Below are 25,075 nucleotides of genomic sequence, written 5' to 3' on the forward strand. Positions count from 1 at the left end.
TGGCGGGCGCGGCGCCGAGCACATGCTCCGGGGTCAGCCGGTGGTGAGCAGTTCCTGCGGAGTGCCGGTGCGCTCCGGCTGCCGGGCCGAGCGCAGGGCGGCGACGCCTATGAACACCATCGAGGAGACGCCGGCCAGGGCGAAGGCGGTGAAGCCCCAGTCGCCCTTGTTCGCGGCGAGCAACTGGCCGCCCAGCCACGGGCCGAAGACGGCGCCGAAGCGGCCCATGCCGGAGGTCCAGCCGACGGCGGTGGCCCGGTTGTCCGGGGTGGAGCGGATGGAGACCGTCGCGTAGATCATCGCCTGGGCGCTGTTGAGGAAGACACCGGTGAGGAAGACGACCAGGAAGGTCACGCCCAGGGGCATGTGGACGCTGAGCAGGAAGACGCCGGCCGCGGTGAGCGCGAACCAGATCGCGGAGACGCGCGGCGCGCCGAAGCTGTCCGAGGCGCGGCCCGCGAGCAGCATGCCCACGATGCCGCCGAGGTTGAACAGGACCACGAAGGTGAGTGCCGAGCCGAGGTTGTAGCCCTCGCCGCGCATCAGGGTGGGCAGCCAGGTGGCGACGCCGTAGACGAGGAGCAGTCCGCCGAAGGAGGCCAGCCAGTACAGCAGGGTCTGGCGCCACTCGCCGCCCCGGAACAGTGTGCGGAGCGCGTCCCACCGGTCGGCGGCCGGCTTCTTCCCGGCGGCGCCGGGCAGTTCGACCTCGTAGCGCTCGGCCAGCGCGCGGGCCTCCTCGGTCCGCCCCTTGGCGACCAGGAAGCTCAGCGACTCCGGCAGCGCCTTGGCGAGCACGGGGGCGAAGAGCAGCGGCAGGACGCAGACCCAGAAGGCGGCACGCCAGCCGGCCGGCTCCACCAGCCACTTGGCCACGTAGGCGGAGAGGATGCCGCCGGCGTGGTGGGCGGTCATCAGCGCGCCGACGGTGAGGGCACCGCGGCCACCCCTGGCGTAGTCGGAGACCATGCTGATCGCCGTCGGCAGCAGGCCGCCGAGGCCCACGCCGGCCAGGGTCCGGCCGAGGCCGAAGACCGCGACCGAGCCGGCGAGGGCGCAGATGCCGGAAGCCAGCGAGAAGAGCGTGACACAGGCGATCATCAGCCTCTTGCGGCCGATGCGGTCGGCGACCGTGCCCGCCGTCAGGGCGCCCACCAGCATGCCGAACGTGGCGTAGCTGCCGAGGTCGCCGGCCTGGTCCGGGGTGATCCCGAGGGCCTTGCTCTCCAGCATGTGGGGCAGCACCGAGCCGTAGACGAACATGTCGAGGCCGTCGAAGAGAACGGCCAGCCAGCACAGACCGACGACCAGCGCGGCCAGTCTGCTGCCGCGAGCGGACGGGGCGGGGAAGGGGGACATCTTTTTTCCTCTCGTCCAGGGGCGTTCCCTGGAGGGGATCAGCGGTGGTGCGGAAGACGCTAAGGACCACCTCTCTTGACGTCAACGTTTTTGTCAACAATCTCAGCGACAATCCAGCCGGGCTCCCGAAACGTGTCGGGGCCGGAGCTCAGCCGGCCGGTGGCGTGCCGTGGGTGTGGAAGGACTCGATGGTCTTCAGCCCCCACGCCTGCCCCTTGGCCCGTTCGGCCTCGGTCCAGGTGATCAGCGGCCAGTCCGGCGCCAGCACCAGCCGGGTGAGCGGGTTGCACAGTTCGATGCGGTTGCCGCCCGGCTCGTAGACGTACAGGAAGAACGTCTGCTGGATGGCGTGCTTGTGCGGCCCGGTCTCGATGAACACCCCGCTGTCGATGGCCAGATCGGCGGCGCGCAGCACGTCCTCGCGGGTGTCGGTGGCGAACGCGATGTGGTGCAGCCGGCCGGTGGAACCGGTCCAGTCGGAGGTGTAGACGACGTCGTACGACTTGTTCGTGAAGGTCAGCCAGCGTGCCGCGATCTTCCCGGAGTCGAGCCGGATCTGCTCGGTGGGCCGGGCGCCCAGCACGTGTTCCTGGAACTCGGCGTTGGCGAGCACATCCGCGGCCAGGAAGTTGACGTGGTCCAGGCGGCGCACGCCCACGCCCCGGTTGGGCTTGGCCTGCGGCTGGTTCTTCAGCGCGGGTCTCAGCTCCTCGGGGGCCCGGTAGTGCTCGCTCTCCCAGTAGAGGGCGTGTTCGTGGCCGTCCGGGTCGGTGGTCACGTACAGCTTGCCGAGGCCCGGTTCGTCCTCGGCCCAGTGGCCGGAGCCGCCCGCCTCCTCGACCGCCTCGACCCGGCGGCGGAGGGCTTCCTCACTGGAGGTGCGCAGGGCGAGCCGGCCGAGGCCGGGCCGCTCGCGGGCGGTGAGCACCAGGCTGTGGTGCTCGTAGTCGTCGAAGGTGCGCAGGTAGACCGTGTCGCCGTCCTGCCCGTTCACCGTCAGGCCGAGGAAGTCGGTGAAGAAGGCGACACTGGCGTCGAGGTCGGGGGTGAACAGCTGGGCGTGGCCGACATGGGCGATGTCACCCAGAGGCGGAGCCATCGTTGCCTCCTAGGGGGCGTGCGGGGGTGGGGGTGGGGTGGTCGCGGCGGGCCGGGGGAAGACCGTGCCGTCGAAGATCTTTCGTGCGGTACGGACGACGGCGGTGCGGCGGGCCGTCGGAGGGGAGCCGTCGGAGCCGGGGCCGACGGTGGTGTCGATGTCCAGGAAGCCGGTGGGGTGCTCGATACGGACGCGGTCGCCCCGCTCGGGGAGTTCCGCGACGCCCTCCCCCACTCCCCCGGGCAGCCGCAGGCCCGCGGCCACGCTCGCGGCACCCAGGACGCCGATGGAGGTGTGGCAGCGCACGGGGATGAAGGTGCGGGTGGTGACCGCGCCGCCCTGCCGGGGCGGGGCGAGCAGGGTGAGCTTGGGGACGGTGGCGCCCTCGACGTCGCCGAGACCCATCAGTTTGCCGGCCGTCAGCCGGATCTCGTGCAGGCGGTCGGCGAGGGCGAGGTCCTCCTCCAGGTCCCCGGGCTCCTCGTACCCGGTGACCCCGAGCGCGGAGGCGGGGATCAGCACGGTCGGCATCCCGTTGTCCACGCAGGTCACCTCCGTCCCCGCCACGGTGTCGCGGACGTTGCCGGTGGGCAGCAGCGGGCTGCCCCCGGCCGGGAACTCGATCACGACGGGCGCGGCCGTCCCCGGCACCCCGGACATCCCGGTGTCGCCGGTGTAGTCGACGCGCCCGTCCGGGGTGGGGAAGGTGGCGAGCGCCCGTTCCCCGGTGTTGAGCATCCGGATCCGTACGGACGTCTCACAGTCCCCGGGGGCCACGAGCCCCCGCTCGACGGCGAACGGGCCGACCCCGGCGAGGATGTTGCCGCAGTTCTGACGGTCAGTCACCTCTGGCCGTTCTACGGCCACTTGGAGGAACAGGTAGTCGACATCCGTCTCGGGGTCGTCCGACGCGGAGACCACGGCCACCTTGCTGGTCAGCGGGTGGGCCCCGCCCAGACCGTCGATCTGGCGCGGATCGGGGCTGCCCATGACGCGCAGCAGCAGGTCGTCGCGGGCGGCGGGGTCCACGGGGAGGTCCGCGGCCAGGAAGTAGGCGCCCTTGGAGGTGCCGCCGCGCATCAGCATGCAGCGCACCTCCGAGGGTCCCGTCATGCCCCGGCTCCGTCCCGCGCGTACTCCTCGTAGGACTGGTACGTGACGCCCAGCTCCACCAGCTTCTCCCGCAACCCGTAGCGGTCCAGGCCGAGTTGGCCGTCGAGGAAGGCGGCGCGGGACGCGGCTTCCTTGTTCTCGCGGGCCTCGGAGGCCGCCACGGTCCGGCGGGCCCTCCCGCGGGGCACGACCACCACGCCGTCGTCGTCGGCGAGGATCACGTCGCCGGGGCGGATCACCTGGCCGTCGATGGCGACCGGCACGTTGACCGAACCGCCGGTGGCCTTCACGGTGCCCTGCGCGGACACGGCGCGGGACCAGGCGGCGAAGCCCATGCCCCGCAGCTCCCGCGTGTCACGGATGCCCGCGTTGATGACGATGCCGCGCACGCCCCGCTGGTGCAGCGCGGTGGCGAACAGCTCCCCGAACATGCCGTCGGTGGACGGCGAGGTGGTGGTGACCACCAGGATGTCGCCCTCGCCGCACTGCTCCACGGCGGCGTGGATCATGAGGTTGTCGCCGGGCGGGCTGAGCACCGTGACCGCGGTGCCCGCGACGCGTACGCCCTGCTGGACGGGACGGATCTCGGGCCCGAGCAGACCGGTACGGCCCATGGCCTCGCTGACGGTGGCCACGCCGAACCCGGCGAGCGCCTCGACGTCCTTCGGGTCCGCCTTCGGCGGGTCGGTGACGATCACGCCGCTCACGCCAGCTCCTTCGCGATCTGCGGGTAGGGGCGCATGTACGCCTCGGCCATCGTCCGGTGGGCCAGGCCCAGGTTCGGGCCGGCGTTGCGCTTGAGCTGGACGCCGCGGCGGACGGCGAGATCGGTGTAGTAGTCCCACAGGTGCCGCTGGGCGCCGAGGCACTCCATCGCCTTGCGCTTGGTGTCCCACACCTGCGTGATGTCGAGCAGCACCTCGGGCTTGAAGCCGCTCATCTCGGGCTGGTGCGGCTCGAAGTAGAAGACCGGCGGGGCGCCGATGATCTCGCCCTCGCCCGGGTAGCCGATGGCCTGGGCGAGGACGCGGGCCTGGAGTGCCATGCGGTTGGCGGCCGGATGGTCGCCGTTGTACGGGTCCTCGACGGGGTGGGTGAGGACGACGTCGGGCTGCGTCTCGCGGTAGGCGGCGACGAGCCGGTCGGTGAGTTCCGGGGTGGCGGCAAGGGGGTAGTCACCGGCGTCGAAGAAGCGGACCTCGGCACCGAGCGTGGCGGCGGCCCGCTCCGCCTCCTCCCGGCGTATCGCCTTGATCTCCTCCAGCTTCCTGCCCTCGCGCCACGCCTTGGCGGACTCGCCGCGCTCACCGAAGGTGAGGCACGCGATGGTGACCTTCTCGCCCCGGGAGGCGGCCAGGGCGATCGCTCCGCCCGCCCGCCACACGAAGTCCCCCGCGTGGGCGGTGACGACAAGAGTGGACCGCGGTGGAGATGGGGGTCCCCCCGCTCGAGCGGAGCCGAGAGTGGGGGAGGGCGCGTTGGCCTGGGTCATGCTCGGTTCTCCTTGACTGGACAGGTGGACGCCCGCCCCCGCGCCCGGCGCTTGGTGCGTCAGTCGCGCAGCGCCTCGATCACGCTGGTGAGGTGGGCACGGACGGCCGCTTCGGCCGCCTGCGGGTCCCTGGCCGTGATCGCTTCGATCATCGCCAGATGCTCGTTCAGGGATTGCTGGGGACGCCCCGGCCGGAGCGCCAACTGGAAGCGGTGGCGCACCAGTTGGGCGTTCAGTCGCTCCAGCAGGTCCAGGGCCGTCCGCTGGCCGGAGAACTCCCGGACCTTGGCGTGCAGTTCCTGGTTGAGCTCGGAGTAGGTCATCGGCTCACCGGCGGCCACGGCCTTGGTCATGGCCGTACCGAGCTCCGTCAGCTCGGCGAGCTGCTCGTCGCCGGCCGCCACGGCCGCCTTGGCCGCGCACAGCCCTTCGAGGACCATGCGGCACTCCGTGATGGCGACCGCTTCCTCCACGGTCACCACCCGCACCCGCGAGCCGCGGTTGCGGATCCGCTCGACCAGCCCCTGGGCCTCCAGATCGATCAGCGCCGCCCGGATGCTGGCCCGCGTCACACCGAACTGCTCGGCGAGCTCGTTCTCCACCAGCCGCTGCGCCGGTGCCATCTCGCCGTGCAGGATCGCCTGCCGCAGCTGCGCGAGCGCATGCTGTTTGGCCTGCTCTCCGGTGGTGGGACCGGCTTCCTTCGGCATGTGCCCTCCCTGAATGAGTGCCTGTCGAACCTAAATCTAGCCAAACAAGATTGTCAACAATTTTGTCTGCTGCATTGCGGGCGATGGCCGGAGCCGGCCGCGCCCCTCCCCCTCACTCCGCCCGGTACAGCCCGGTGAGCAACTCGATCACCGCCTGCTGGGCGGGGTGCGGGTCGTCCCGCCACCAGGCCAGGCGGACGGCGACGGGCTCGGCGTCGCGCACCGGCCGGTAGACGACGCCGGGCCGCGGATACTGGTGGGCGGTCGACTCGGCCGTCACGCCGATCGCGCGCCCGGCGGCGATGGTGATGAGCCAGTCGTCGACGTCGTGCGTCTCCTCGGTGGCCGGGCGGGAGTCCGGGGGCCACAGGTCCAAGGTGGTGGTACCGGTCCGGCGGTCGACCAGCAGCCTGCGCCCGGTGAGGTCGGCGAGCCGGACGGAGCGGCGCCGGGCCAGGGGGTCGTCGGCGGCCAGGGCGCACAGACGGCGTTCGAGGCCGACGATGACGGAGTCGAACCGCCGGTCCTCCAGCGGCCTGCGGACCACCGCGAGGTCGCAGGCACCCTCGGCGAGGCCCGCGGACGCCGAGTTGACCCGGACCAGGTGGAGGTCGGTGCCCGGGTGGGCCTCGTTCCATCGGCGCTGGAAGGCGACCGTGTGGCGGCCCAGCGCCGACCAGGCGTAGCCGATCCGCAGCCGGGTGTGACCCGAGGCGGCCTCACGGACCAGGTCGGCCACGTCGGACAGCACGCGCCGGGCCTGCGCGACGACCCGCAGCCCGGTGGCCGTCGGCGTCACCTCGCGGGAGGTGCGCCGCAGCAGCCGCACGCCCAGGGCCCGTTCCAGCGAGGCCAGGGTCCGGGACACCGCCGCCTGGGAGACGCCGAGGGCGATCGCCGCGTCGGTGAAGCTGCCCTCGTCGACGATGGCCACGAGGCAGCGCAACTGCCGGAGCTCCAGTTCATCCATGCGTCAAGCGTATAGATCGCGGAGCGCATGCATTTTGCGCAAATGACGGTGCCGCGCACGATGCGAGCATGAGCCAAGCCCTCGAACCGGCCGGAGTTCCGGCGACGCAGACCCCCTCGGTCCCTGCGGCCCCCACGATCCAGGCGATCCCCGCACGCGACGGGCGGCGGCCGAGGGCCGTGGCCGCCATGTTCGGCAGCGGCCTGTCCAACCAGACGGGTGCGGCGATCGGCGCGCTCGCCTTTCCCGTCCTCGGTCCGATCGGCGTGGTGGCGGTGCGTCAGTACGTCGCGGCGGTGGTCCTGCTGGCCGTCGGCCGGCCCCGCGTGCGGAGCTTCACCTGGCATCAGTGGTGGCCGGTCCTGCTGCTGGCCGGGGTCTTCGGCACCATGAACCTCACTCTGTACAGCGCCGTCGACCGAGTGGGCCTGGGGCTCGCGGTGACCCTGGAGTTCCTCGGCCCGCTGGCCGTCGCGCTGGCCGGGTCCCGGCGCCGGCTGGACGCGGGGTGCGCGGCGCTGGCCGCGGCAGGGGTGGTCGTACTGATGCGCCCGCGGCCCTCCGCCGACTACCTCGGCATGGGGCTCGGCCTGGTGGCCGCCTGCTGCTGGGCGTCGTACATCCTGCTCAACCGGGTCGTCGGCCGGCGCATCCCCGGGGCCCAGGGGGCCGCGGCCGCCGCGGGGCTGTCCGCGCTCGCCTTTCTGCCCATCGGGATCGCGGTGGCCGTACGGCACCCGCCGACGCCCGGCGCCGTACTGTGCGCCGTCGCCGCCGGGGTGCTCTCCTCGGCCGTGCCCTACCTCTGCGACCTGCTCACCCTGCGGCATGTACCCGCGCAGACGTTCGGGCTGTTCATGAGCGTCAACCCCGTACTCGCCGCCGTGGTCGGGTGGGTCGTCCTCGGGCAGGGGCTCGGCGCCTTGGAGTGGACAGGTATCGGAGCGGTCGTCGCCGCCAACACGGTGAGCATCCTGATGACACGGGAATGACGCGCACGCGTCGAAGCACCCGGTCCGGGCACGACCAAAACAATTTGCTTGACTCAAGTAAGTTGAATATGTTTGCCTAACTCAAGCAAACTAGCCCCGGAACCGGGGCCGCCTTCGAGCGGTGGCGGCCCCCGCCGCGCCGGACCCGTGGGGACGGGGCCAGGCGCGGTCCTCGGGCCGGCCCGCCGTTCACTCCCCCCGTCGGCGCCGGCCCGAGGACACCCCTCAGGACCCCTCAGGCCCCTCGGAAAGGGAGTCGCCCCATGACCACGATGAAGTCCCTCAGGACCGCCGGCGTCGGCAAGGTCGAGATGGTGGACGTCGAGCGCCCCGTGCCCGGCCCCAAGGACGCGCTGGTCAGGATCCGCGCCTGCGGCATCTGCGGCACCGACGTCACCTTCCTGCGCATGGGCGGCATACCGGCCCGTGCGCACCTGGGCGGCGAGACGGTGCCCGTGGCGCTGGGCCACGAGCCGGCCGGTGAGGTCGTCGAGGTGGGGGCCGAGGTCACGGGCCTGAAGGCCGGCGACCGGGTGGTGGTCGATCCGCAGGACGCGCCCACCGGGATCATCGGCTGCGGCGGGAAGTACGGCGGCATGAGCGAGTACCTGCTCGTGGAGAACGCCGTCGCCGGCAGAAGCGTGGCGGTCTTCCCGGACACCGTGCCCTTCGACGTCGCCTCCCTGAACGAGCCGATGGCGGTGGCCCGGCACTGCGTCAACCGCTCCGCGGCGGGGCCCGCCGACAAGGTGGTGGTCTTCGGCGCCGGGCCGATCGGGCTCGGCGCCGCCATCTGGCTGAAGCTGCGCGGGGTGGAGCACGTGGTGGTGGCCGACGTGATCCCCGCACGGCTCGAGAAGGCGCTGGCCGTCGGGGCGGACGCGGTCGTCGACTCCGCGCGGGAGGACGTGACCGCCCGCCTGACCGAACTGCACGGACAGAGCGTCAACGCGCTCGGGCAGCCACGGCCCGGCACCGACATCTACATCGACGCGGCCGGCGCCGCGGCCGTCTTCAACACCGTGGTGGCGTCGGCGAAATGGGGCGCCAAGCTGGTCATGGTCGCCGTGCAGAAGAAGGGGTCCGAGTTCGATCTCGGCGGGATGCTGCGCAGCGAGCTGACCCTCGTCGCCTCACAGGGCTATCCCACCGAGATCTTCGAGGTCACGCCCGAACTCGTCGAGCACCACGAGCTCTTCGAGAAGCTCATCAGCCACCGTGTCCCGTCCACCGAGGCCGACCGGGCCTTCGAGCTGGCGCTGACCCCGGGGGCCGCGGAGAAGGTCGTCGTGACCTTCGACGAGTGACGGTCCCGGGTCACGGGCCGGGGCTGACGGGTGCCAGCCACATCCCCACGATCGCGTCGGTGAGGCCGGTGGTGGCCTCGCTCCAGGTGGTCCGCGGGGTCGGGGTGCCGTCGGCGAGGGCCCGTTCGCGCTCGGCGCAGGTGTGCAGGATCAGGGTGCGGGCCATCAGGCCGCGTTCGGCGTGGACCTCGGCGGGCAGCTCGGGCAGGGTCCGGTGGAGGCCGTCGACGACCTGGCGCAGCGAGGGCGACTCGAGGGACTCCTCGACGAGGATGTCGTGCAGCGCGGGGTCGGTCATCACCTGGGCGCAGAACCGGGCGTACCAGGTGGGGCTGCCGAGCCCGGCCAGGTGCTCGGTCACCGGACGGACCAGGCAGTCCACCCAGTCCCGTACGTCGGTGGAGTCGCCGGTGGCGGCCAACGCGCGGGCCCGGATCTCCTCGATCCGCTGTGCGTGCCGGCGGGCGACGGCACGGACCAGGTCGGTCTTGGTACCGAAGTGGTAGCCGACCGCGGCGTTGTTGCCCTGGCCGGCGGCCTCGCTGACCTGGCGGTTGGACACGGCGTACACACCGCGTTCGGCGAACAGCCGTTCCGCCGCGCCGAGGATGGCCTCCCGCGTCGCGCCGACCTGATCCGCCCGTGCCGTCCTGCCCGCCATGCTCACCACCGCTCCGGGACTGCGCACCGCCCCGGGTGGCCAGTCCCGCGAGCCGTCCCGGGTCCTCGACCGGGGCGGCGAGGTCCAGCTACGGAAGCCTACGTGCCCGCTTCGGGCGACCCGCGGACCACCCAAGAGTTGTCTGCCCTATCGTAAGTCAAGCAACTGACTTAAACATGCGAAGTCATTCGGAGGCCCTTGTCATGTCCGACGCCCCCGCCGTCCGGTCCGCCGCGGCCGGCGGATCCGCCCCGCCCCGGCCCAACGCCGTGGTGACCGTACTGGCCCTCGCGGGCATCACCGTGTCGCTGATGCAGACGCTGGTGATCCCGATCGTCCCGGAGCTGCCCGTCTACCTCCACGCCTCGGCGTCGAACGCCGCCTGGGCGGTGACCGCCACGCTGCTGGCCGCCGCCGTGGCCACGCCGGTCGCCGGCCGGCTCGGTGACATGTTCGGCAAGCGCCTCATGCTGCTGGCCAGCCTGGTGCTGCTGGTGTCCGGCTCGGTGGTCTGCGCGCTGAGCGACTCGCTGGTCCCGATGATCGCGGGCCGTGCGTTGCAGGGCCTGGCCGCGGCCGTGGTGCCGCTCGGCATCAGCATCATGCGCGACGAGCTCCCGGCCGAGCGGCTCGCCGGCTCCACCGCCCTGATGAGCGCCTCGCTGGGCGTCGGCGGCGCGCTGGGCCTGCCCGCCGCGGCCTTCATCGCCGATCACTACGACTGGCACGTGCTGTTCTGGACCTCCGCCACCCTGGGTGTCGTCTCCCTCGCGCTGGTGCGGGCGCTCGTACCGGAGTCCCAGGTGCGCACCGGCGGGCGCTTCGACGCCGTGGGCGCGCTCGGGCTGGCGGCCGGACTGGTGTCCCTGCTGCTGGCCGTCTCCAAGGGCGCCGACTGGGGCTGGGGCAGCGGGACCACCCTGGGGCTGTTCGGCGCCGCCGTCGTGGTCCTGGCGGCATGGGGCTGGTACGAGCTGCGGACCGCGCAGCCGCTGGTCGACCTGCGCACCACGGTCCGCCGCCAGGTGCTGTTCACCAACCTCGCCTCGATCGCGTTCGGCTTCTCGATGTTCGCGATGTCCCTGGTGCTCCCGCAGCTGCTCCAGCTGCCCACGCAGACCGGCTACGGCCTGGGTAGGTCCATGCTCACGGTCGGCCTGGTGCTCGCCCCGCAGGGTCTGGTGATGATGGGCTTCGCGCCCGTCTCGGCGGCCATCACCAAGGCCAAGGGCCCGAAGGTGACGCTGATGTGCGGTGCCGTGATCGTGGCCGTCGGCTACGGCCTGAACGTCCTGCTGATGAGCGAGGTCTGGCACCTCGTCCTGGTGTCCTGCGTCATCGGCGCGGGCGTCGGTTTCGCCTACGGCGCCATGCCGGCCCTGATCATGGGCGCGGTGCCGGCGGCCGAGACGGCCGCGGCCAACAGCCTCAACACGCTGATGCGGTCCATCGGCACGTCGGTGGCCAGCGCGGTCGCGGGCGTGATCCTCGCCCAGATGACCATCAGCCTCGGCGGCCACGCGCTCCCCTCGGAGAACGGCTTCAAGGTCGTCATGGCCCTGGGCGCCTCAGCCGCCGTCCTCGCCTTCGTCCTCGCCTCCTTCCTGCCCCGGCACCGCCCGGCGGACACGGAACCCGCCCCGGCGTCCGCCGCGCCTCCGGCCGAAACGGCCGAGGTGGCCTGAGGAACGACACGGGCCCGGCCGTGTCGCCCCGGGCCGGGCCGCACCCCGTACGGCGGAGCCCCGCGGGGGCGCGGTCCGGCCGTCATGTCCCGGGGCGGCACGGCCGGTATCCGCGTCGTGGCCGACGGGGAGGATCCCGCTCCCCCCGGCGGCACCGGCCGTTCAGGGGAACCGGCCGGGAAAGGCGCGTGAGCCGGCCGGGCGCGGTCGACATCTTCAGCCGTGACTGCCGTGACGCTGCCGCTGATCCCGCCGATGCTCGCCACGCCCGGCACGCTGCCGCCCGTCGCGCAGGACGCCCGGTGGGCCTACGAGACCAAGCAGGACGGCCAGCGCGTGGTGGTCTACCTGCCCGGCGACGGCAGCCTGCTGCTGCGCAACCGCTCCGGCGAGGACATCACCGCCGCCTACCCCGAACTCCAGCCGCTCGGCAGCGCCCTCGGCGCCACCTCCGCCGTCCTGGACGGCGAGGTCCTCGTCCTCGACGAACGCGGGCGCGCCGACTTCCAGTTGCTCCAGAGCCGCATGGGCCTCGCCCACGCACCGGCCCGGGCGGCCCGCCGCGCGGCACTGGTGCCCGCCCATCTGGTGCTGTTCGACGTGATGCACCTTCAGGGAACCCCGCTTCTCCCTCTCCCCTACGTCCGGCGCCGGGTACGGCTGGAGGACCTCGGCGCCGAGGGGCCGTCCTGGTCGACCCCGGCCGCCGTCGTCGGCCACGGTGCCGACGCGCTGCGGGCGACCCGGGAGCACGGTCTCGAGGGCCTGGTGTGCAAGCGGCTGGACTCGGTGTACGAGCCCGGGGTGCGCTCCCGCGCCTGGATCAAGATCCGCAACATGCGCAGCGAGGACGTCGTCGTCGGCGGCTGGCTGCCCGGGAAGGGGCGGCTGACCGGGCTGCCCGGGGCGGTGCTGGTCGGCCAGCGCGCCGCCGGCCGCCTGCGGTACGTCGGCGGGGTCGGCACCGGCTGGAGCGAGGCGGAGCAGGCCGAACTGGCCCTGCTGCTGCGGGCCGCCGAGACCGGCGTGTGCCCCTTCGACCCCGTGCCGCCGGTCTCCGGCGCGCACTGGGTGCTGCCCCGGCTGGTCGGCGAGGTCAGCTACAGCACCCGTACCCGGGCGGGCATGCTGCGCCAGCCGTCCTGGCTGCGGCTGCGCCCGGACCTCGCGCCGGAGGAGTCGGCGGCGGACCTGCCCGACGACACGGTCTGACAGCGCCTGACGCCAGGTCACTGTTGGGCACGACTTCATCACCGGTACGCCCGTGCCCCCTTGGCAACGCAGGGACGGACATGGATGCTGAACTGCCTTGCCCCCCACCCCTGTTGGAGGACCAGTGTCGTCCCGCACGTTCCGCATCGGGCGCCAGAGATGGCTCGCGGGCCTGGCCGGTGCCGCCGCCCTCGTCGTCGCCTTCCCCGCCGCCGCCTTCGCCGCCCCGCCCCAGGCACTGCCCGCCGACGCCGAGGCCGCGGAACTGACCTACCAGCCCGCCTTCGACTACGACACCGACGGCTGCTACCCGACTCCCGCCATCGGCCCGGACGGCACGGTCAACGGCGGCCTGAAGCCGACGGGCGCGCTCAACGGCAACTGTCACGACGCCTCCGACCTGGACAACACCAACAGCTACTCGCGCCACAAGTGCGACAACGGCTGGTGCGCCTACATGTACGGCCTGTACTTCGAGAAGGACCAGGCGGTGCCGGGCAGCAGCATCGGCGGTCACCGGCACGACTGGGAGCACGTCGTGGTGTGGGTGCGGGACGGCCAGGTGCAGTACGTGTCGACCTCGAACCACGGCTCGTTCACCGTGCACGCGGCCTCCGAGGTCCGCTTCGAGGGCACGCACCCGAAGGTCGTCTACCACAAGGACGGCATCAGCACCCACTGCTTCCGGCTGGCGGGCGGCAACGACGAGCCGCCGGAGAACCACAAGCACACCTGGCAGTACCCGCCGCTGGTCGGCTGGAACGGCTACCCGGCGGGTCTGCGCGACAAGTTGAGCGCGTACGACTTCGGCAGTGCCCACTTCGGGCTGAAGGACGACAGCTTCGCCGCGCACCTGGCCAAGGCCAAGCCGTCCGGCATCACGTTCGATCCGGCCGCCTGAGATCGTCGGGGAGCTCCGGTGTGGACGCCCTCCGGCCGGAGCTCCATGATGTCTCGATGGATCTTTCCACCGAACTGCCCCCGGGAGTGGACGCCGACGCCCTGCTCGCCCTCGCCGAGGACCACCACGCCCGCACCGCCTGGTCCATGGGTTCCCGGGAGGCCGCCGGTCATCTGGTGAAGGTGTACGCGCTCCAGGCGCGGGGCCGCAAGGTCACCGAGCAGGACGCGGAGGCGGCACTGGAGGTCGCCGCGGCCCATCTGGCGCTCGGCCGGCTGCGGGGATCACTCGGGCTCGCCGTACTGATCATGCACGCGGGCGGCGACGGGGACTACGTCCTGGTGCACAGCTGGATCGAGGGGTACATGTCCGACCTGGCCGTCTTCACCGGGCCCGCCGGGCGGCCCGGCGAGCTCAGGCCCGGGCGGACGGGGCTCGCGCCCTGCGTGTGGGAGGCGGCCGTGCTCGCGCACGAACGGGAGGCGTTCTCCCGGCACGTCCTCGACGGTACCGGCCCGCTGCCGGAACGCCTCACCGCGTGGAGCCGGGACACGCTGGCGGGAGAGGTCTGTTGACCGGCGCCGCCCGGGTGCGGCACGCCGTGCGTGCCGATCTGCCGCGCGTCGCCGAACTGGCCGCCCGGCACGCGGAGTACGAGCGTGCCGCGCCGCCGGCCCCCGATCTCGCGGCACGGCTCGCCGCGCTCCTCTTCGACACCGCCCCGCCGCGCCTGAGCTGCCTGGTCGCCGAGGCACCGGACGGGCAGCTCGTCGGGTACGCGACCTGTGCGCCCGAACTGTCCACCTGGGAGGGGCGCGAGTACCTCCACCTGGACTGCCTGTTCCTGGCACCCGGCCACCGGGGCCACGGGCTCGGCCCGCTGCTGATGGACGCGGTCGTCGCCGAGGCCCGACGGCTGGACATCGCCGAGGTGCAGTGGCAGACGCCGGTGTGGAACGAGGGCGCCGTACGGTTCTACGACCGGCTCGGCGCTGAGGCGAAGGAAAAGTTCCGCTACAGCCTGACCGTCATACGCTGACGGACGGCACCGATGAGGTCCGCGCAGCCACTATCGTGTCCCCATGGCTGTCCCGGAACTCATCCGTATCGTCTCCCGCGACTCGCCGATGGCGCTTGCCCAGGTGGAGCGGGTCCGCGCCGAGCTGGCCGCCCTGCATCCGGGGGTGCGCACCGAGGTCGTACCGGTCAAGACGACCGGGGACAAGTGGCTCGGCGACCTGTCGATGGTCGAGGGCAAGGGGGCGTTCACCAAGGAGGTGGACGCCGCCCTGCTGGCCGGTGCGGCGGACCTCGCGGTGCACTGCGTCAAGGACGTGCCCGCCGACCGGCCGCTGCCCGCCGGGACGGTGTTCGCCGCGTTCCTCAAGCGGGACGACGTCCGTGACGCGCTCGTCCACCCGGACGGGCTCACCCTCGGCGAACTTCCGCCGGGCACCCGCATCGGCACCTCCTCCGTGCGCCGGATCGCCCAGCTGGCCGCCTCCCATCCGCACCTTCAGTGCGTGCCGATGCGCGGCAACGACAACCGCCGCCTGGAGAAGCTCGCGGCCGGTGAGGCCGACGCGCTGCTGCTGGCGGTCGCCGGTCTGGAGCGGATCGGCCGGCGGGACGTGATCAGCGAGGTGCTGTCCGAGGAGACGATGATGCCGCCGATCGGCGCGGGCATCCTCGCCCTCCAGTGCCGCGAGGGCGACACCGAACTGATCGACGCGGTCAGCGGACTGGGCGACCCGGACACCCACCGGGAGGCCGCCGCGGAGCGCATGTTCCTGCATGTGCTCCAGGGACACTGCAACAGCCCGATCGCCGGGTACGCGCGCGTCGATCACGGCGGCGAACTGGCCCTGCGGGCGTGTGTGTTCACCCCGGACGGCAAGACCCGGCTGAACGCCCACGAGTGGGCGGGCCGCCTCGACCCGGCCACCCTCGGCACTTCGGTCGCGGTGTCCCTGCTGCGGCAGGGCGCCCGGGAGATCATCGACGGCATCCCGCACTGACGATCCGGGCCGGGACCGCGGCCGTCAGGCGGTGGCGGTACCCGGCTCTCCCTGGTCCCGCAGGAAGGCGCTGACCTGGTGGGCCAGGCTGCTCGGTCCGGCCCCCGCGGCGGCGCCGGCGCCGACCTGGCTCTCGTGCACGCCGATGCCGCCCGCCCACAGCCGGCGCTCGGTCCACTCCTCGTCGACCCGCAGCTGGATCTGGACGTCCACCTGGGCCAGGGCGGCCTCGGGACCGGCCGCGTACAGCACGGCGGTGGCGCGGCGCAGCGGGTAGACGTCGAAGCCCTCGATGAACTGGGTGTTGCGCCAGTCGATGAAGGCGCCCTCGCCGTCGGGGCCGAGGCGGACGTCGATCTGACCGTCCTCCAGGTGCACGAGGTAGTGCTGGTCACCGCGGTTCTCGATGGTCACCCGGAGACGGAAGTACGTCAGCCCGGCGGCGGCGTCGTCCCGTCCGCGTGGTGGCTCCGCCGCCTCCAGACGGTGGACGCGGACCCGCAGACCGGCATGCTCCTCGTACTCCTGCCAGTCCCCGACCACGTTCGGCTCGTACACAGTGCCCCTCTCGACCTCAAGGCCTGCTTCCTATCTGTGGGCTCAGCGCACTGTCAAATGAGCGGAATGAGCTGTGGCCAGGGGATTCGCCCGCTTTGATCGACGATCAAGCGTTGCGCAGCAGAAATCCCGTCACCGGGCCCGCCGGCGGGTGAGGGCGCGTGCCGCACATCACGTCCTCGGCAAGATCAGCGGGCCAGCCGGCCGAGCAGTGAGGAGGCCGCGGTGATGCCGAGCGCGGCGGCCACCACGAGGACGCCGAAATCGGCGGCGAGATGCGCGGGTGTGCCGAGCAGGAGGCCGCGCAGGGCGTCGACCTGGTAGCTGAGCGGGTTGACCTTGCTGACCGCCTGGAGCCAGCCGGGCATCACGGAGACCGGGTACAGGGCGTTGGAGCCGAAGAACAGCGGCATCGTGATCGCCTGCCCGAAGCCCATCAGCCGGTCGCGGCTGAGCACGATGCCCGCGATGGTCATCGACAGGCAGGAGAAGAAGACGGAGGCGAGGACGACGGCCGCCGCGACGCCGAGCAGCTTCAGCGGGTTCCAGGTCAGGGCCACGCCGAGGACCGCGGCGATGACGATGACGACGACGGCCTGGATCAGCGACTTCACACCCGCCGCGAAGGCCTTGCCGGTGATCAGCGCCGACCGCGGGGTCGGGGTGACCAGGAGCTTGTTGAGGATCCCGGCGTCCCGCTCCCAGATGATCTGGATGCCGTAGAAGATGGCGATGAACATCGCGGACTGGGCGATGATGCCGGGCGCCAGATAGTCGATGTAGGGGATGCCGCCGGTGGGTATCGCCCGGATCCGGGTGAAGGTCTGACCGAAGATCAGCAGCCACAGGGCGGGCTGCACCGCCCGGGTGTACAGCTCGGTGCGGTCGTGGCGCAGCTTCTGAAGCTCCACGGCACACAGCGCGACGACCCGGGCAGGCAGCAGCCGCCACCCCGCCCGGGGCACCGGTGGACTGAGCAGCAGAGCCGTACCCTCAGCCGACGCGGTTCGCGGTGCGGCGGGTGCTTCGGACATCGCGGAAACCTCCTTGCGACTGCTCGTCGAGACCGCTGCCGGCGATGTCCCGGAAGACGTCCTCCAGGGTGGGCAGGGTGGTCGTCCCCCGGCGTTCGGCGAGGCCGCGGCGCAGTTCGGCCGGGGTGCCCAGGGCCCGGACGCGGCCGTGGTGCATCAGGCCCACCCGGTCGCAGTACTGGTCGGCCTCGTCCATGTAGTGGGTGGTGACCAGGACCGTCATGCCGGTGGCGGCGCGGACGGCGTTGATGTGCTCCCAGACGCCGGTGCGGGCGATCGGGTCCAGGCCGATGGTGGGCTCGTCCAGGATCAGCAGCCGGGGGGCGCTGACCAGGGCCTGGGCGAGTTCCAGGCGGCGGACCATGCCGCCGGAGTAGGTGCCCGCGAGCCGGTCGGCGGCGTCGGCGAGGCCGACGGCGGCCAGCGCCTGGCCGACCCGGGCGGCGCGCTCGCGGCGGGGGACGTCGAAGACCCGCGCGAACAGGGCGACGTTCTCGCGTCCGGTGAGCCCGCTGTCGGCGGACAGCTGCTGGGGGACGTAGCCGAGCAGCCGGCGTACGGCCATGCGGTCCCCGGCGGCGTCGTGGCCGAAGACCCGGACCATGCCGGGCGGGACCGGCAGGAGGGTGGTGATGCAGCGGATGGCGGTGGTCTTGCCGGCGCCGTTGGGCCCGAGCAGCCCGAAGACCTCGCCCTCGCGCACCGCCAGGTCGAGCCCGTCGACCGCGTTGGTGTCCCCGAAGGCGTAGGCGAGCCGGGTACAGGTGACGGCGTCCGCGACGGTGTCCGGCGTCATGATTCCTCGGCCTCCTCGTGCAGGGTGACGGCCAGCTTGCGCAGTACCGGAAGCGCGGCGCGCAGCGCTTCCCGGTCGGCCTCGCCGAGCCGGGCCACGTGCCGGCCGACCAGGGCCGCCCGCCGCCGCTGCCAGTCGCTCAGCCGGTCACGGGCCGCCTCGGTCAGTTGCAGGCGGGCGGCGCGCCGGTCGGCCGGATCGGTCTCCCGGAGCAGGTATCCGTCCCGCACCAGCTGATTGACCAGGGTCGACACCGAGTTGCCGGCCAGATACAGCTCCTTGGCGGCGTCGGAGACACCGATGCCCGGACGGGCCTCGACCAGACGCAGCAGTTCCACTTCGGCGCCGCGCAGCCGCGGTCCGGTGAGTCCGCCGCGCAACCGTCGGCGGATGAGCCGCTGCACCCCGACCAGGGCGTCGACCAGTTCCTCCGGAAAGGTCCCTGATGCCACACGGGGAGATTACCTCTGTCACAGAGGTAATCGCGCCCAAGCGGAGGTCAAGAACAAGAAGAAGGGAGATAATCGGTGTATGTCACCCTATAAGGTGATTCGTTTTGAGACATCCGACTGCGGGAGTGTCTTCCCACCCGGTCTTCCCACCCGGCACCCGCTGAGGGAGGTGCGCGCGATGCGTGGCACCCACAGGACGAAACCCCACCCGCACGACGACGCCCCGGACACCGCCGAGGCGTTCGAGCGACTCGCGGTGCTGCCCGACGGCCCGGAGCGGCAGGCGCTGCGGGACGAACTGGTCCGGCTCTGGCTGCCCATGGCCGAGCGGATCGCCGTGCGCTTCCGGGGCCGCGGCGAGTCGCTGGAGGATCTGTACCAGGTGGCGGCACTGGGCCTGGTGAAGGCGGTCGACCACTTCGACCCGGCACGCGGCCGCGCCTTCGAGGCGTACGCCGTGCCGACCGTCACCGGCGAGATCAAGCGCCACTTCCGTGACCACATGTGGACCCTGCACGTGCCGCGCCGGGTGCAGGACCTGCGCAACCGCGTGCGCAGCACCGTGAAGGACCTGGCGCAGACGACCCCGGGCCGCGCGCCCACCGTCGCCGAGATCGCCGAGCGCGCGCACCTGACCGAGGACGAGGTGCTGACCGGCCTGGAGGCCCTGGAGTGCTTCACGGCGCTGTCACTGGACGCCGAGATGCCCGGCACGGACGGTTACGCGCTGGGGGACGCCCTGGGCGGGCCCGAGCCCGGCTACGACCTGGTCGTCGACCGAGCCGCGGTCAGACCCTGTCTGCGGGCGCTGCCCGAGCGCGAGCGCATGATCCTCTACCTGCGGTTCTTCCGCGGCATGACGCAGAGCCGGATCGCACAGCAGCTCGGCATCTCGCAGATGCACGTCTCCCGGCTGCTCAGCAGCTGCTTCGCGCACCTGCGGGAAGAGTTGCTGGCCGAAACCGACATGGTCTGATCCGTCACTCGGGCGGCGCGCCGGGGATCTGGGTCGGGCCGTGCCGGTCGAGGGCGTCCTCCAGCGCGGCCCGGACGTCGGCGGGCATGTCGCCCGTCCGGCCCCAGACGAGGACGAGCTCGGCGACGTTGCGCAGCTTGATGTTGGTGTGCTGGGAGACCTCCTTCAGCACGGCCCACCCCTGGTCCGGCGTGACCCGCCCCAGCCCGACCATCACCCCGATCGCCTGGTCCACCACGGCGTGCGAGGTGACGGCCTCCTTCAGCTGGTGGACCTCTTCCTGCAACGCGAAGACGCGGTCCGGGTCGGCCTCGTCCTGGCGGCCGTTCGTGGTCATGGTCGCCTCCCTGTCGGCGCAGGGCTTCACCTCGCCGCTCTCAGCCCATCAATACACCGTCGTGCCGGGCCCCGCCATGCGTCACCGGGCCGTTTCGGAGCGCGCGTACGGGGTACTCCGCAGGCGCCCGTACCGCTTCCGGATGGACACTGGTGGGAGACCGGTGGCTGCCGGTCGCCGAGACCAGGACGCGACTGCCATGAATCACGACACCACCCTTCCCGGCGGTACGAGAGACCCGCGGAACCTCACCCACGTCGTCTCCACGCACTCCGTGTTCGGTACACCGTGCTGGGTGAGTCTGACCAGTCGCGATCTGCGCGCCACGCAGGAGTTCTACGAAGCCGTCCTGGGCTGGCGATGGCGCGAGGTCCGGATGGGCGACCACTTCCGCATCGCGCTGGCGGGCGGGGTACCGGTCGCGGGGATCGCGGCGGTCGCCACCATGTGGCAGATGGCGGTGGCGTGGACGCCGTACTTCGCGGTCCCGGACGCGGACGAGGCCGCGGCGCGGGCCCGGGAACGCGGCGGTACGGTGGCCGTCGGCCCGCTGTCCTTCCCGCCCGGCCGGGCGGCGCTCCTCGCCGACCGGGACGGTGCCACCTTCGGGATCTGGGAGGGCAAGCTCGTCTCCAACTGGGAGGCCTGGCGCCAGGCGGCACCGACCTTCATCCGGTTGCACACCCGCAACGCCTTCGACTCGGCCATCTTCTACGGCGAGATCCTCGACTGGGCCTCCTCGGACCGTCCCGGCTGCTGCCAGGTCGAGTACGAAGGGGGCGAGGTCGTGCTGCGCAGCCGGGGCGACGTGGTGGCGCGCATCGACTCCGGTGCGGCGGAGGCGGCACCCGACCCCACGGTCCGGCCGCACTGGCAGGTCCACTTCGCCGTGGACGACGTGGCGGCCTGCGCCCGGGCGGCGGAGAAGCACGGCGGGAGCGTGCTGCGGGAGGACGTGGACGAGGCGATCCTGCGCGACCCCGACGGCGCGCAGTTCACGGTCACGGCCCGGTCCGCCCGGTGACCTGACCTCCCCGGGCCGCGCGGCTACGCCGGTGTGCCGCGGGACGGGCGGGACAGCAGTACGAGGCTGCGGGGCTCCAGCCGCAGACGGGTGCCCGCCTTGCGTTCCCGTTCGTCGAGGACGCCCTCGGGGTCGGCGGTGTCGATCAGCGTGCCCCAGCGCTCCCCGTAGGTCCGGTCGGGCAGGCGGAAGTCCACGGGCTCCCAGTAGCCGTTGAGGAGCAGCAGGAACGAGTCGTCGACCACCGGGCGACCGTGCGCGTCCCGTTCGGCGATGGCGTCGCCGTTCAGGAACATGCCGACCGAGTGCGCGTCGGCGCGCTGCCAGTCCCGGTCGGTCATCTCGCGCGCGTCGGAACGCAGCCAGACCAGATCGGGCAGCGGCTGCTCGGAGTTGGTGGCCGTCTCGCCGCGGAAGAAGCGGCGGCGGCGCAGTACGGGATGCGCGGCGCGCAGCGCGATGACGTGCCGGGTGAAGTCCGCGAGCGCGCGCTGCTCCTTCGTCAGCCGCCAGTCGGTCCAGGAGACTTCGCCGTCCTGGCAGTAGGCGTTGTTGTTGCCGCGCTGGGTGCGGCCCAGTTCGTCGCCGTGGCAGAGCATCGGGATGCCCTGCGACAGCAGCAGCGTGGCCAGCAGATTGCGCTGCTGGCGGGCGCGCAGCTCCCGTACGGCGGGGTCGTCCGTCTCGCCCTCCGCCCCGCAGTTCCAGGACCGGTTGACGCTCTCGCCGTCCTGGTTGTCCTCGCCGTTGGCCTCGTTGTGCTTGTCGTTGTACGACACGAGGTCGCGCAGGGTGAAACCGTCGTGCGCGGTGACGAAGTTGACGCTGGCGCGCGGCCGGCGCCGGCTGTGCCCGTACAGGTCGGCGGAGCCTGTCAGCCGGGAGGCGAACTCGCCGAGGGAGCCGGGCTCGGCCCGCCAGAAGTCCCGTACGGCGTCCCGGTAGGGGCCGTTCCACTCCGACCACAGCGGCGGGAAGTTGCCCACCTGGTAGCCGCCCTCGCCGACGTCCCACGGTTCGGCGATCAGCTTGACGCGGCTGATCACCGGGTCCTGCTGGATGAGGTCGAAGAACGCCGACAGCCGGTCGACCTCGTGGAACTGCCGGGCCAGGGTGGCCGCGAGGTCGAAGCGGAAGCCGTCGACGTGCATCTCGGTGACCCAGTACCGCAGCGAGTCCATGATCAGCTGGAGCACATAGGGGTGCCGCATCAGCAGGCTGTTGCCGGTGCCGGTGGTGTCGTAGTAGTGCGCCCAGTCGCCGTCGACGAGCCGGTAGTACGAGGCGTTGTCGATGCCCCGGAGGGAGAGGGTGGGGCCCAGCTCGCTGCCCTCGGCGGTGTGGTTGTAGACCACGTCGAGGATCACCTCGAGCCCGGCCTCGTGCAGCGCCTTCACCATCGCCTTGAACTCGTCGACCTGCCGGCCGCGGGTACCGAAGGCGGCGTAGGCGTTGTGCGGCGCGAAGAAGCCGATGGTGTTGTAGCCCCAGTAGTTGGACAGGCCGCGGTCCTGGAGCACGCCGTCGTGCACGAACTGGTGCACCGGCATCAACTCGATGGCGGTCACGCCCAGTCCGGTCAGGTGCTCGACGACCGCGGGGTGGGCGAGGCCGGCGTAGGTGCCGCGCAGCCGCGCCGGGACCCCGGGGTGGCGGCGGGTCAGTCCCCGTACGTGCGCCTCGTAGATCACGGAGTCGGCGTAGGGCCGCCGGGGCGGGCGGTCGTCGCCCCAGTCGAAGTACGGGTCGATGACCACGCCGAGCATGGAGTGCCCGGCGCTGTCGGCCGGGGAGGGACCGCTCGGCGCACGTTCGTACAGCGAGGCGTGGTTGTCGATCTGCCCGTCGACGGCCCGCGCGTACGGGTCGAGGAGCAGCTTGGCCGGGTTGCACCGGTGGCCGAGGTCGGGGTCCCACGGTCCGTGGACCCGGTAGCCGTAGCGCTGCCCCGGCCCGATCCCGGGCAGGTAGCCGTGCCAGACGAAGCCGTCGACCTCGTTGAGCGGAACGGGGGTCTCGGCTCCAAAGTCGTCGACAAGGATCAGGTCGACCCGCTCGGCCACCTCGCTGAACAGGGCGAAGTTGGTGCCCTGCCCGTCGAAGGACGCGCCCAGCGGGTAGGGGTGCCCGCTCCACACGGGCCCCCCTTTCCGGGATCGCCGCGCGGTCACCGAGCCCCTTCCAGGGCGCCGTCCACGGCGGCGGCGAGGGCCGTCACCGGCGGTTCGCGGGGTACGTCGAGGCCCTCGATGAGGTTGGGCGCCGGGGCCGTCGGGACCAGCGGGACGCGCTGGCCGGCGCGGGCGCGCCGGGAGAACCAGATGATCTTGCTACCGGTGGCCGTGGCGCAGCAGCCCCAGCCGTCGCTCATCGCGGCGATGCGGACCAGGCAGGTGCGCAGGTCCTGGTCGGGCCGGAGGTCGCGGTCGTCCCCGCCGACGGCGGTGATGAGGTGCTGGCCGTTCCACCACATCTCGATCGAGATGTGCTTGTCGGTCGCGTGCTCGTCGATCGCCCGCAGCAGCAGTTCGGTGCCGCTGCGGACGGGATCCACGAGGTTCTCGAGGTCCCAGTAGCGGAGGTGGGCGGCCAGGATGCGGCTGACCTGTCCGACCCGTTCGGGGCTGACTTCCACGTCGAGGTGGTAGTAGCAGGGCACTGCGGTCTTCATCGTCGCTTGCTCCTCACCGGCGAAGCTCTCGCCCGTCCTCGCCCTGCCCGGCCCAGTGCCGGACACGGAGTGTGAGCGCTGATCGCTTCTGAGTCAGATCCACAGTGCGCGCGCTACGCCATTCGTGCAACACGAGAGACCAGTGAGGTAGTTGAGAAACCAACAAGACGCTTCGTGGCTGTGCGTGCACCATAAGTGAAAGCCTCGAGCGCCGTAACGGATCCGTGCCTCTCCGTGCCCGGATGCCACCCGACCGTCGGGAAGCGTGCCCAGTCGAGAGCGTCGGAAGGTGAAGGGGCCATGCTGCTACCCGCGAAGGCCGAAGTGGCCCGGCTGTTGCGCCGGTACCGGGCGTGGGAACGGCTGATGCTCGCCTCGCCCTCCGACCGAGCCGTACGGGCCGCCTTCGAGGACTCGGGCTACACCCTGTGCGTACTGATGGGGAAGCGGTGCGCCCGGGAGGCCGCGGACGCCGCCGAGCGCTATCTGCGCACCACCCTCGCCGTCTACCTCCAGGAGCAGGCCGGGCGGCCGCTTGTGCAGGGCCGGGCCAGACGGGCGCCCCCGCCGGACCGGCGACCGACGGCGGGAACGTACTGACCTGATCTTCCAGCACCCATCGGATTCACAGCCGGGCCCCGGGCCCGGCTTCGCGCACGGCGGAGGTGACACCCATGAGCTCGACCGAGACCATCGGCCGCATCCCGGTCCGGGACGTCCAGCCTGCCGTGGAGTGCGGCAGGCGCCCGGCGAAGGCGGTCGCCGGCGAGACCTTCCAGGTCACCGCGACCGTGTTCCGCGAGGGGCACGACGCCGTCGGCGCGAATGTGGTGCTGTGCGATCCCGAGGGCCGTCCGGGCCCCTGGGCGCCGATGCGTGAACTCGCCCCGGGCACCGACCGATGGGGCGCCGAGGTCACCCCTCAGACCACGGGCCGCTGGACGTACACGGTGGAGGCCTGGAGCGATCCGGTAGCCACCTGGCGGCACCACGCGCGGGTCAAGGTCCCGGCGGGAATCGACACCGGCCTGGTGCTCGAGGAGGGCGCCGAACTGCATGCCCGGGCCGCCGCGGGGGTGCCCGCGGGCCGGGAGCGCGGGGTGGTACGGGCGGCCGCGCGGGCCCTGGGCGACGACTCCCTGTCCCCGGACTCCCGGTTGGCGGCGGCGTTGGCGCCGGAGGTGGCGGAGGTCCTCGCCCGGCATCCGCTGCGGGAACTGGTCACCGCCTCCGAGACCCTGCCCCTGCTGGTGGAACGCGAACGGGCCCTGTACGGCTCCTGGTACGAGTTCTTCCCCCGCTCCGAAGGCACCACCGAACACCCCCACGGCACCTTCCGCACCGCCACCCGCCGCCTGGACGCCATCGCCGCCATGGGCTTCGACGTCGTCTACCTCCCCCCGATCCACCCCATCGGCCACACCTTCCGCAAAGGCCGCAACAACACCCTCACCGCCGGCCCCCAGGACGTCGGCGTCCCCTGGGCCATCGGCTCCCCCGAAGGCGGCCACGACACCGTCCACCCCGACCTCGGCACCCTCGACGACTTCGACCACTTCGTCGCCCACGCCACCAAACTCGGCCTGGAGATCGCCCTCGACTTCGCCCTCCAGTGCTCCCCCGACCACCCCTGGGTCCACAAACACCCCGAGTGGTTCCACCACCGCCCCGACGGCACCATCGCCTACGCCGAGAACCCCCCGAAGAA

27 protein-coding genes are annotated in these 25,075 nt (G+C 72.2%); 12 read left to right on the forward strand and 15 right to left on the reverse strand.

Features of this window, described 5'->3' with window-relative positions; translation table 11 throughout:
- Positions 1-33: 33 nt before the first annotated feature.
- The 7 genes from ABZ915_RS25285 to ABZ915_RS25315 form a co-directional block, all read right to left on the reverse strand.
- Positions 34-1,359, reverse strand: coding sequence for an aromatic acid/H+ symport family MFS transporter (locus ABZ915_RS25285; protein ID WP_361807300.1), 1,326 nt, complete (start codon positions 1,357-1,359; stop codon positions 34-36).
- A 148-nt stretch (positions 1,360-1,507) separates the two neighbouring features.
- Positions 1,508-2,458, reverse strand: a complete 951-nt coding sequence (locus ABZ915_RS25290) for a catechol 2,3-dioxygenase (RefSeq protein WP_361807303.1) — start codon at positions 2,456-2,458, stop codon at positions 1,508-1,510.
- Positions 2,459-2,467: 9 nt separating this feature from the next.
- Positions 2,468-3,571: a 4-oxalomesaconate tautomerase gene (locus tag ABZ915_RS25295; protein WP_361807306.1), complete on the reverse strand. Its 1,104-nt coding sequence runs from the start codon at positions 3,569-3,571 to the stop codon at positions 2,468-2,470.
- The gene (locus ABZ915_RS25300) at positions 3,568-4,278 is read right to left on the reverse strand and encodes a 4-carboxy-4-hydroxy-2-oxoadipate aldolase/oxaloacetate decarboxylase (RefSeq protein WP_361807309.1); all 711 of its coding nucleotides are present in this window, start codon (positions 4,276-4,278) and stop codon (positions 3,568-3,570) included. The genes ABZ915_RS25295 and ABZ915_RS25300 overlap by 4 nt, the downstream gene beginning before the upstream one ends.
- The gene (locus ABZ915_RS25305; protein ID WP_361807312.1) at positions 4,275-5,063 is read right to left on the reverse strand and encodes a PIG-L deacetylase family protein; all 789 of its coding nucleotides are present in this window, start codon (positions 5,061-5,063) and stop codon (positions 4,275-4,277) included. Before ABZ915_RS25305 ends, ABZ915_RS25300 begins: the two co-directional genes overlap by 4 nt.
- A gap of 59 nt (positions 5,064-5,122) precedes the next feature.
- Positions 5,123-5,773 (reverse strand): GntR family transcriptional regulator, encoded by a 651-nt coding sequence (locus ABZ915_RS25310; RefSeq protein WP_361807315.1) that lies wholly within the window; start codon positions 5,771-5,773, stop codon positions 5,123-5,125.
- A gap of 112 nt (positions 5,774-5,885) precedes the next feature.
- The gene (locus ABZ915_RS25315) at positions 5,886-6,743 is read right to left on the reverse strand and encodes a LysR family transcriptional regulator (protein WP_361807318.1); all 858 of its coding nucleotides are present in this window, start codon (positions 6,741-6,743) and stop codon (positions 5,886-5,888) included.
- A gap of 179 nt (positions 6,744-6,922) precedes the next feature.
- Here ABZ915_RS25315 and ABZ915_RS25320 point away from each other — a divergent pair, with 179 nt between their 5' ends.
- Complete coding sequence (locus ABZ915_RS25320) at positions 6,923-7,735, forward strand: EamA family transporter (protein WP_361807437.1); 813 nt, start codon at positions 6,923-6,925, stop codon at positions 7,733-7,735.
- Positions 7,736-7,998: 263 nt separating this feature from the next.
- Entirely contained in the window at positions 7,999-9,042 is a 1,044-nt protein-coding gene (locus tag ABZ915_RS25325) for a zinc-binding dehydrogenase (protein WP_361807321.1), read from the forward strand.
- A 10-nt stretch (positions 9,043-9,052) separates the two neighbouring features.
- Here the strand turns inward: ABZ915_RS25325 and ABZ915_RS25330 are convergent, their stop codons facing one another.
- Positions 9,053-9,703, reverse strand: coding sequence for a TetR family transcriptional regulator (locus ABZ915_RS25330; protein WP_361807324.1), 651 nt, complete (start codon positions 9,701-9,703; stop codon positions 9,053-9,055).
- A gap of 203 nt (positions 9,704-9,906) precedes the next feature.
- On the opposite strand from ABZ915_RS25330, the gene ABZ915_RS25335 reads away from it, so the two are divergent.
- The 6 genes from ABZ915_RS25335 to hemC all read left to right on the forward strand — a co-directional run bounded on the left by ABZ915_RS25335 (position 9,907) and on the right by hemC (position 15,519).
- Positions 9,907-11,388, forward strand: coding sequence for an MFS transporter (locus ABZ915_RS25335; RefSeq protein ID WP_361807327.1), 1,482 nt, complete (start codon positions 9,907-9,909; stop codon positions 11,386-11,388).
- Positions 11,389-11,619: 231 nt separating this feature from the next.
- A complete protein-coding gene (locus tag ABZ915_RS25340) occupies positions 11,620-12,600 on the forward strand; it encodes an ATP-dependent DNA ligase (RefSeq protein WP_361807440.1) in 981 nt (326 codons plus the stop codon).
- A 124-nt stretch (positions 12,601-12,724) separates the two neighbouring features.
- Positions 12,725-13,501 carry an NPP1 family protein gene (locus ABZ915_RS25345; RefSeq protein WP_361807330.1) on the forward strand — a complete coding sequence of 259 codons (777 nt, stop codon included), beginning with the start codon at positions 12,725-12,727 and terminating at the stop codon, positions 13,499-13,501.
- A gap of 56 nt (positions 13,502-13,557) precedes the next feature.
- Entirely contained in the window at positions 13,558-14,076 is a 519-nt protein-coding gene (locus ABZ915_RS25350) for a hypothetical protein (protein ID WP_361807333.1), read from the forward strand.
- Positions 14,073-14,540, forward strand: coding sequence for a GNAT family N-acetyltransferase (locus ABZ915_RS25355; protein ID WP_361807336.1), 468 nt, complete (start codon positions 14,073-14,075; stop codon positions 14,538-14,540). The genes ABZ915_RS25350 and ABZ915_RS25355 overlap by 4 nt, the downstream gene beginning before the upstream one ends.
- A 43-nt stretch (positions 14,541-14,583) precedes the next feature.
- Positions 14,584-15,519: a hydroxymethylbilane synthase gene (gene hemC / locus ABZ915_RS25360; RefSeq protein ID WP_361807339.1), complete on the forward strand. Its 936-nt coding sequence runs from the start codon at positions 14,584-14,586 to the stop codon at positions 15,517-15,519.
- A 24-nt stretch (positions 15,520-15,543) separates the two neighbouring features.
- Here the strand turns inward: hemC and ABZ915_RS25365 are convergent, their stop codons facing one another.
- From ABZ915_RS25365 to ABZ915_RS25380, 4 genes are all read right to left on the reverse strand, one after another.
- Positions 15,544-16,077, reverse strand: a complete 534-nt coding sequence (locus ABZ915_RS25365) for a hypothetical protein (protein WP_361807342.1) — start codon at positions 16,075-16,077, stop codon at positions 15,544-15,546.
- Between the two features lie 188 nt (positions 16,078-16,265).
- A complete protein-coding gene (locus ABZ915_RS25370) occupies positions 16,266-17,111 on the reverse strand; it encodes an ABC transporter permease (RefSeq protein ID WP_361807345.1) in 846 nt (281 codons plus the stop codon).
- Positions 17,071-17,907, reverse strand: a complete 837-nt coding sequence (locus ABZ915_RS25375; RefSeq protein ID WP_361807348.1) for an ATP-binding cassette domain-containing protein — start codon at positions 17,905-17,907, stop codon at positions 17,071-17,073. The genes ABZ915_RS25370 and ABZ915_RS25375 overlap by 41 nt, the downstream gene beginning before the upstream one ends.
- On the reverse strand, positions 17,904-18,359 hold the full coding sequence (locus ABZ915_RS25380) for a MarR family transcriptional regulator (RefSeq protein WP_361807351.1): 456 nt from the start codon (positions 18,357-18,359) through the stop codon (positions 17,904-17,906). Before ABZ915_RS25380 ends, ABZ915_RS25375 begins: the two co-directional genes overlap by 4 nt.
- Positions 18,360-18,537: 178 nt before the next feature.
- On the opposite strand from ABZ915_RS25380, the gene ABZ915_RS25385 reads away from it, so the two are divergent.
- Positions 18,538-19,335: an RNA polymerase sigma factor SigF gene (locus ABZ915_RS25385; RefSeq protein WP_361807353.1), complete on the forward strand. Its 798-nt coding sequence runs from the start codon at positions 18,538-18,540 to the stop codon at positions 19,333-19,335.
- A 4-nt stretch (positions 19,336-19,339) separates the two neighbouring features.
- Here the strand turns inward: ABZ915_RS25385 and ABZ915_RS25390 are convergent, their stop codons facing one another.
- Positions 19,340-19,672, reverse strand: a complete 333-nt coding sequence (locus ABZ915_RS25390; RefSeq protein ID WP_361807356.1) for an ANTAR domain-containing protein — start codon at positions 19,670-19,672, stop codon at positions 19,340-19,342.
- 199 nt (positions 19,673-19,871) lie between these two features.
- On the opposite strand from ABZ915_RS25390, the gene ABZ915_RS25395 reads away from it, so the two are divergent.
- Positions 19,872-20,696, forward strand: coding sequence for a VOC family protein (locus tag ABZ915_RS25395; RefSeq protein ID WP_361807359.1), 825 nt, complete (start codon positions 19,872-19,874; stop codon positions 20,694-20,696).
- A 23-nt stretch (positions 20,697-20,719) separates the two neighbouring features.
- On the opposite strand, the gene glgX is transcribed toward ABZ915_RS25395, so the two are convergent.
- Both glgX and ABZ915_RS25405 read right to left on the reverse strand, forming a co-directional pair.
- Positions 20,720-22,867 carry a glycogen debranching protein GlgX gene (glgX, locus tag ABZ915_RS25400; protein ID WP_361807362.1) on the reverse strand — a complete coding sequence of 716 codons (2,148 nt, stop codon included), beginning with the start codon at positions 22,865-22,867 and terminating at the stop codon, positions 20,720-20,722.
- A complete protein-coding gene (locus ABZ915_RS25405) occupies positions 22,864-23,367 on the reverse strand; it encodes a pep a2 (protein WP_361807365.1) in 504 nt (167 codons plus the stop codon). The genes glgX and ABZ915_RS25405 overlap by 4 nt, the downstream gene beginning before the upstream one ends.
- Positions 23,368-23,667: 300 nt before the next feature.
- Here ABZ915_RS25405 and ABZ915_RS25410 point away from each other — a divergent pair, with 300 nt between their 5' ends.
- Both ABZ915_RS25410 and ABZ915_RS25415 read left to right on the forward strand, forming a co-directional pair.
- The gene (locus tag ABZ915_RS25410) at positions 23,668-23,967 is read left to right on the forward strand and encodes a DUF5133 domain-containing protein (protein WP_361807368.1); all 300 of its coding nucleotides are present in this window, start codon (positions 23,668-23,670) and stop codon (positions 23,965-23,967) included.
- A gap of 74 nt (positions 23,968-24,041) precedes the next feature.
- Positions 24,042-25,075: maltotransferase domain-containing protein (locus ABZ915_RS25415; RefSeq protein WP_361807371.1), on the forward strand; the 1,034-nt coding region annotated here is incomplete at its 3' end.

Source organism: Streptomyces sp. NPDC046915 (assembly GCF_040644935.1).
Classification (GTDB): Bacteria; Actinomycetota; Actinomycetes; order Streptomycetales; family Streptomycetaceae; genus Streptomyces.

Coding starts and splice junctions, on each gene's coding strand:
- ABZ915_RS25325 (WP_361807321.1), top strand. CDS start 7,999: ATGACCACGATGAAGTCCCTCAGGACCGCCGGCGTCGGCAAGGTCGAG.
- ABZ915_RS25330 (WP_361807324.1), bottom strand. CDS start 9,703: ATGGCGGGCAGGACGGCACGGGCGGATCAGGTCGGCGCGACGCGGGAG.
- ABZ915_RS25390 (WP_361807356.1), bottom strand. CDS start 19,672: ATGACCACGAACGGCCGCCAGGACGAGGCCGACCCGGACCGCGTCTTC.
- ABZ915_RS25395 (WP_361807359.1), top strand. CDS start 19,872: ATGAATCACGACACCACCCTTCCCGGCGGTACGAGAGACCCGCGGAAC.
- ABZ915_RS25405 (WP_361807365.1), bottom strand. CDS start 23,367: ATGAAGACCGCAGTGCCCTGCTACTACCACCTCGACGTGGAAGTCAGC.
- ABZ915_RS25310 (WP_361807315.1), bottom strand. CDS start 5,773: ATGCCGAAGGAAGCCGGTCCCACCACCGGAGAGCAGGCCAAACAGCAT.
- ABZ915_RS25350 (WP_361807333.1), top strand. CDS start 13,558: ATGGATCTTTCCACCGAACTGCCCCCGGGAGTGGACGCCGACGCCCTG.
- ABZ915_RS25370 (WP_361807345.1), bottom strand. CDS start 17,111: ATGTCCGAAGCACCCGCCGCACCGCGAACCGCGTCGGCTGAGGGTACG.
- ABZ915_RS25410 (WP_361807368.1), top strand. CDS start 23,668: ATGCTGCTACCCGCGAAGGCCGAAGTGGCCCGGCTGTTGCGCCGGTAC.
- ABZ915_RS25295 (WP_361807306.1), bottom strand. CDS start 3,571: ATGACGGGACCCTCGGAGGTGCGCTGCATGCTGATGCGCGGCGGCACC.
- ABZ915_RS25385 (WP_361807353.1), top strand. CDS start 18,538: ATGCGTGGCACCCACAGGACGAAACCCCACCCGCACGACGACGCCCCG.
- ABZ915_RS25285 (WP_361807300.1), bottom strand. CDS start 1,359: ATGTCCCCCTTCCCCGCCCCGTCCGCTCGCGGCAGCAGACTGGCCGCG.
- ABZ915_RS25375 (WP_361807348.1), bottom strand. CDS start 17,907: ATGACGCCGGACACCGTCGCGGACGCCGTCACCTGTACCCGGCTCGCC.
- ABZ915_RS25315 (WP_361807318.1), bottom strand. CDS start 6,743: ATGGATGAACTGGAGCTCCGGCAGTTGCGCTGCCTCGTGGCCATCGTC.
- ABZ915_RS25290 (WP_361807303.1), bottom strand. CDS start 2,458: ATGGCTCCGCCTCTGGGTGACATCGCCCATGTCGGCCACGCCCAGCTG.
- hemC (WP_361807339.1), top strand. CDS start 14,584: ATGGCTGTCCCGGAACTCATCCGTATCGTCTCCCGCGACTCGCCGATG.
- ABZ915_RS25305 (WP_361807312.1), bottom strand. CDS start 5,063: ATGACCCAGGCCAACGCGCCCTCCCCCACTCTCGGCTCCGCTCGAGCG.
- ABZ915_RS25335 (WP_361807327.1), top strand. CDS start 9,907: ATGTCCGACGCCCCCGCCGTCCGGTCCGCCGCGGCCGGCGGATCCGCC.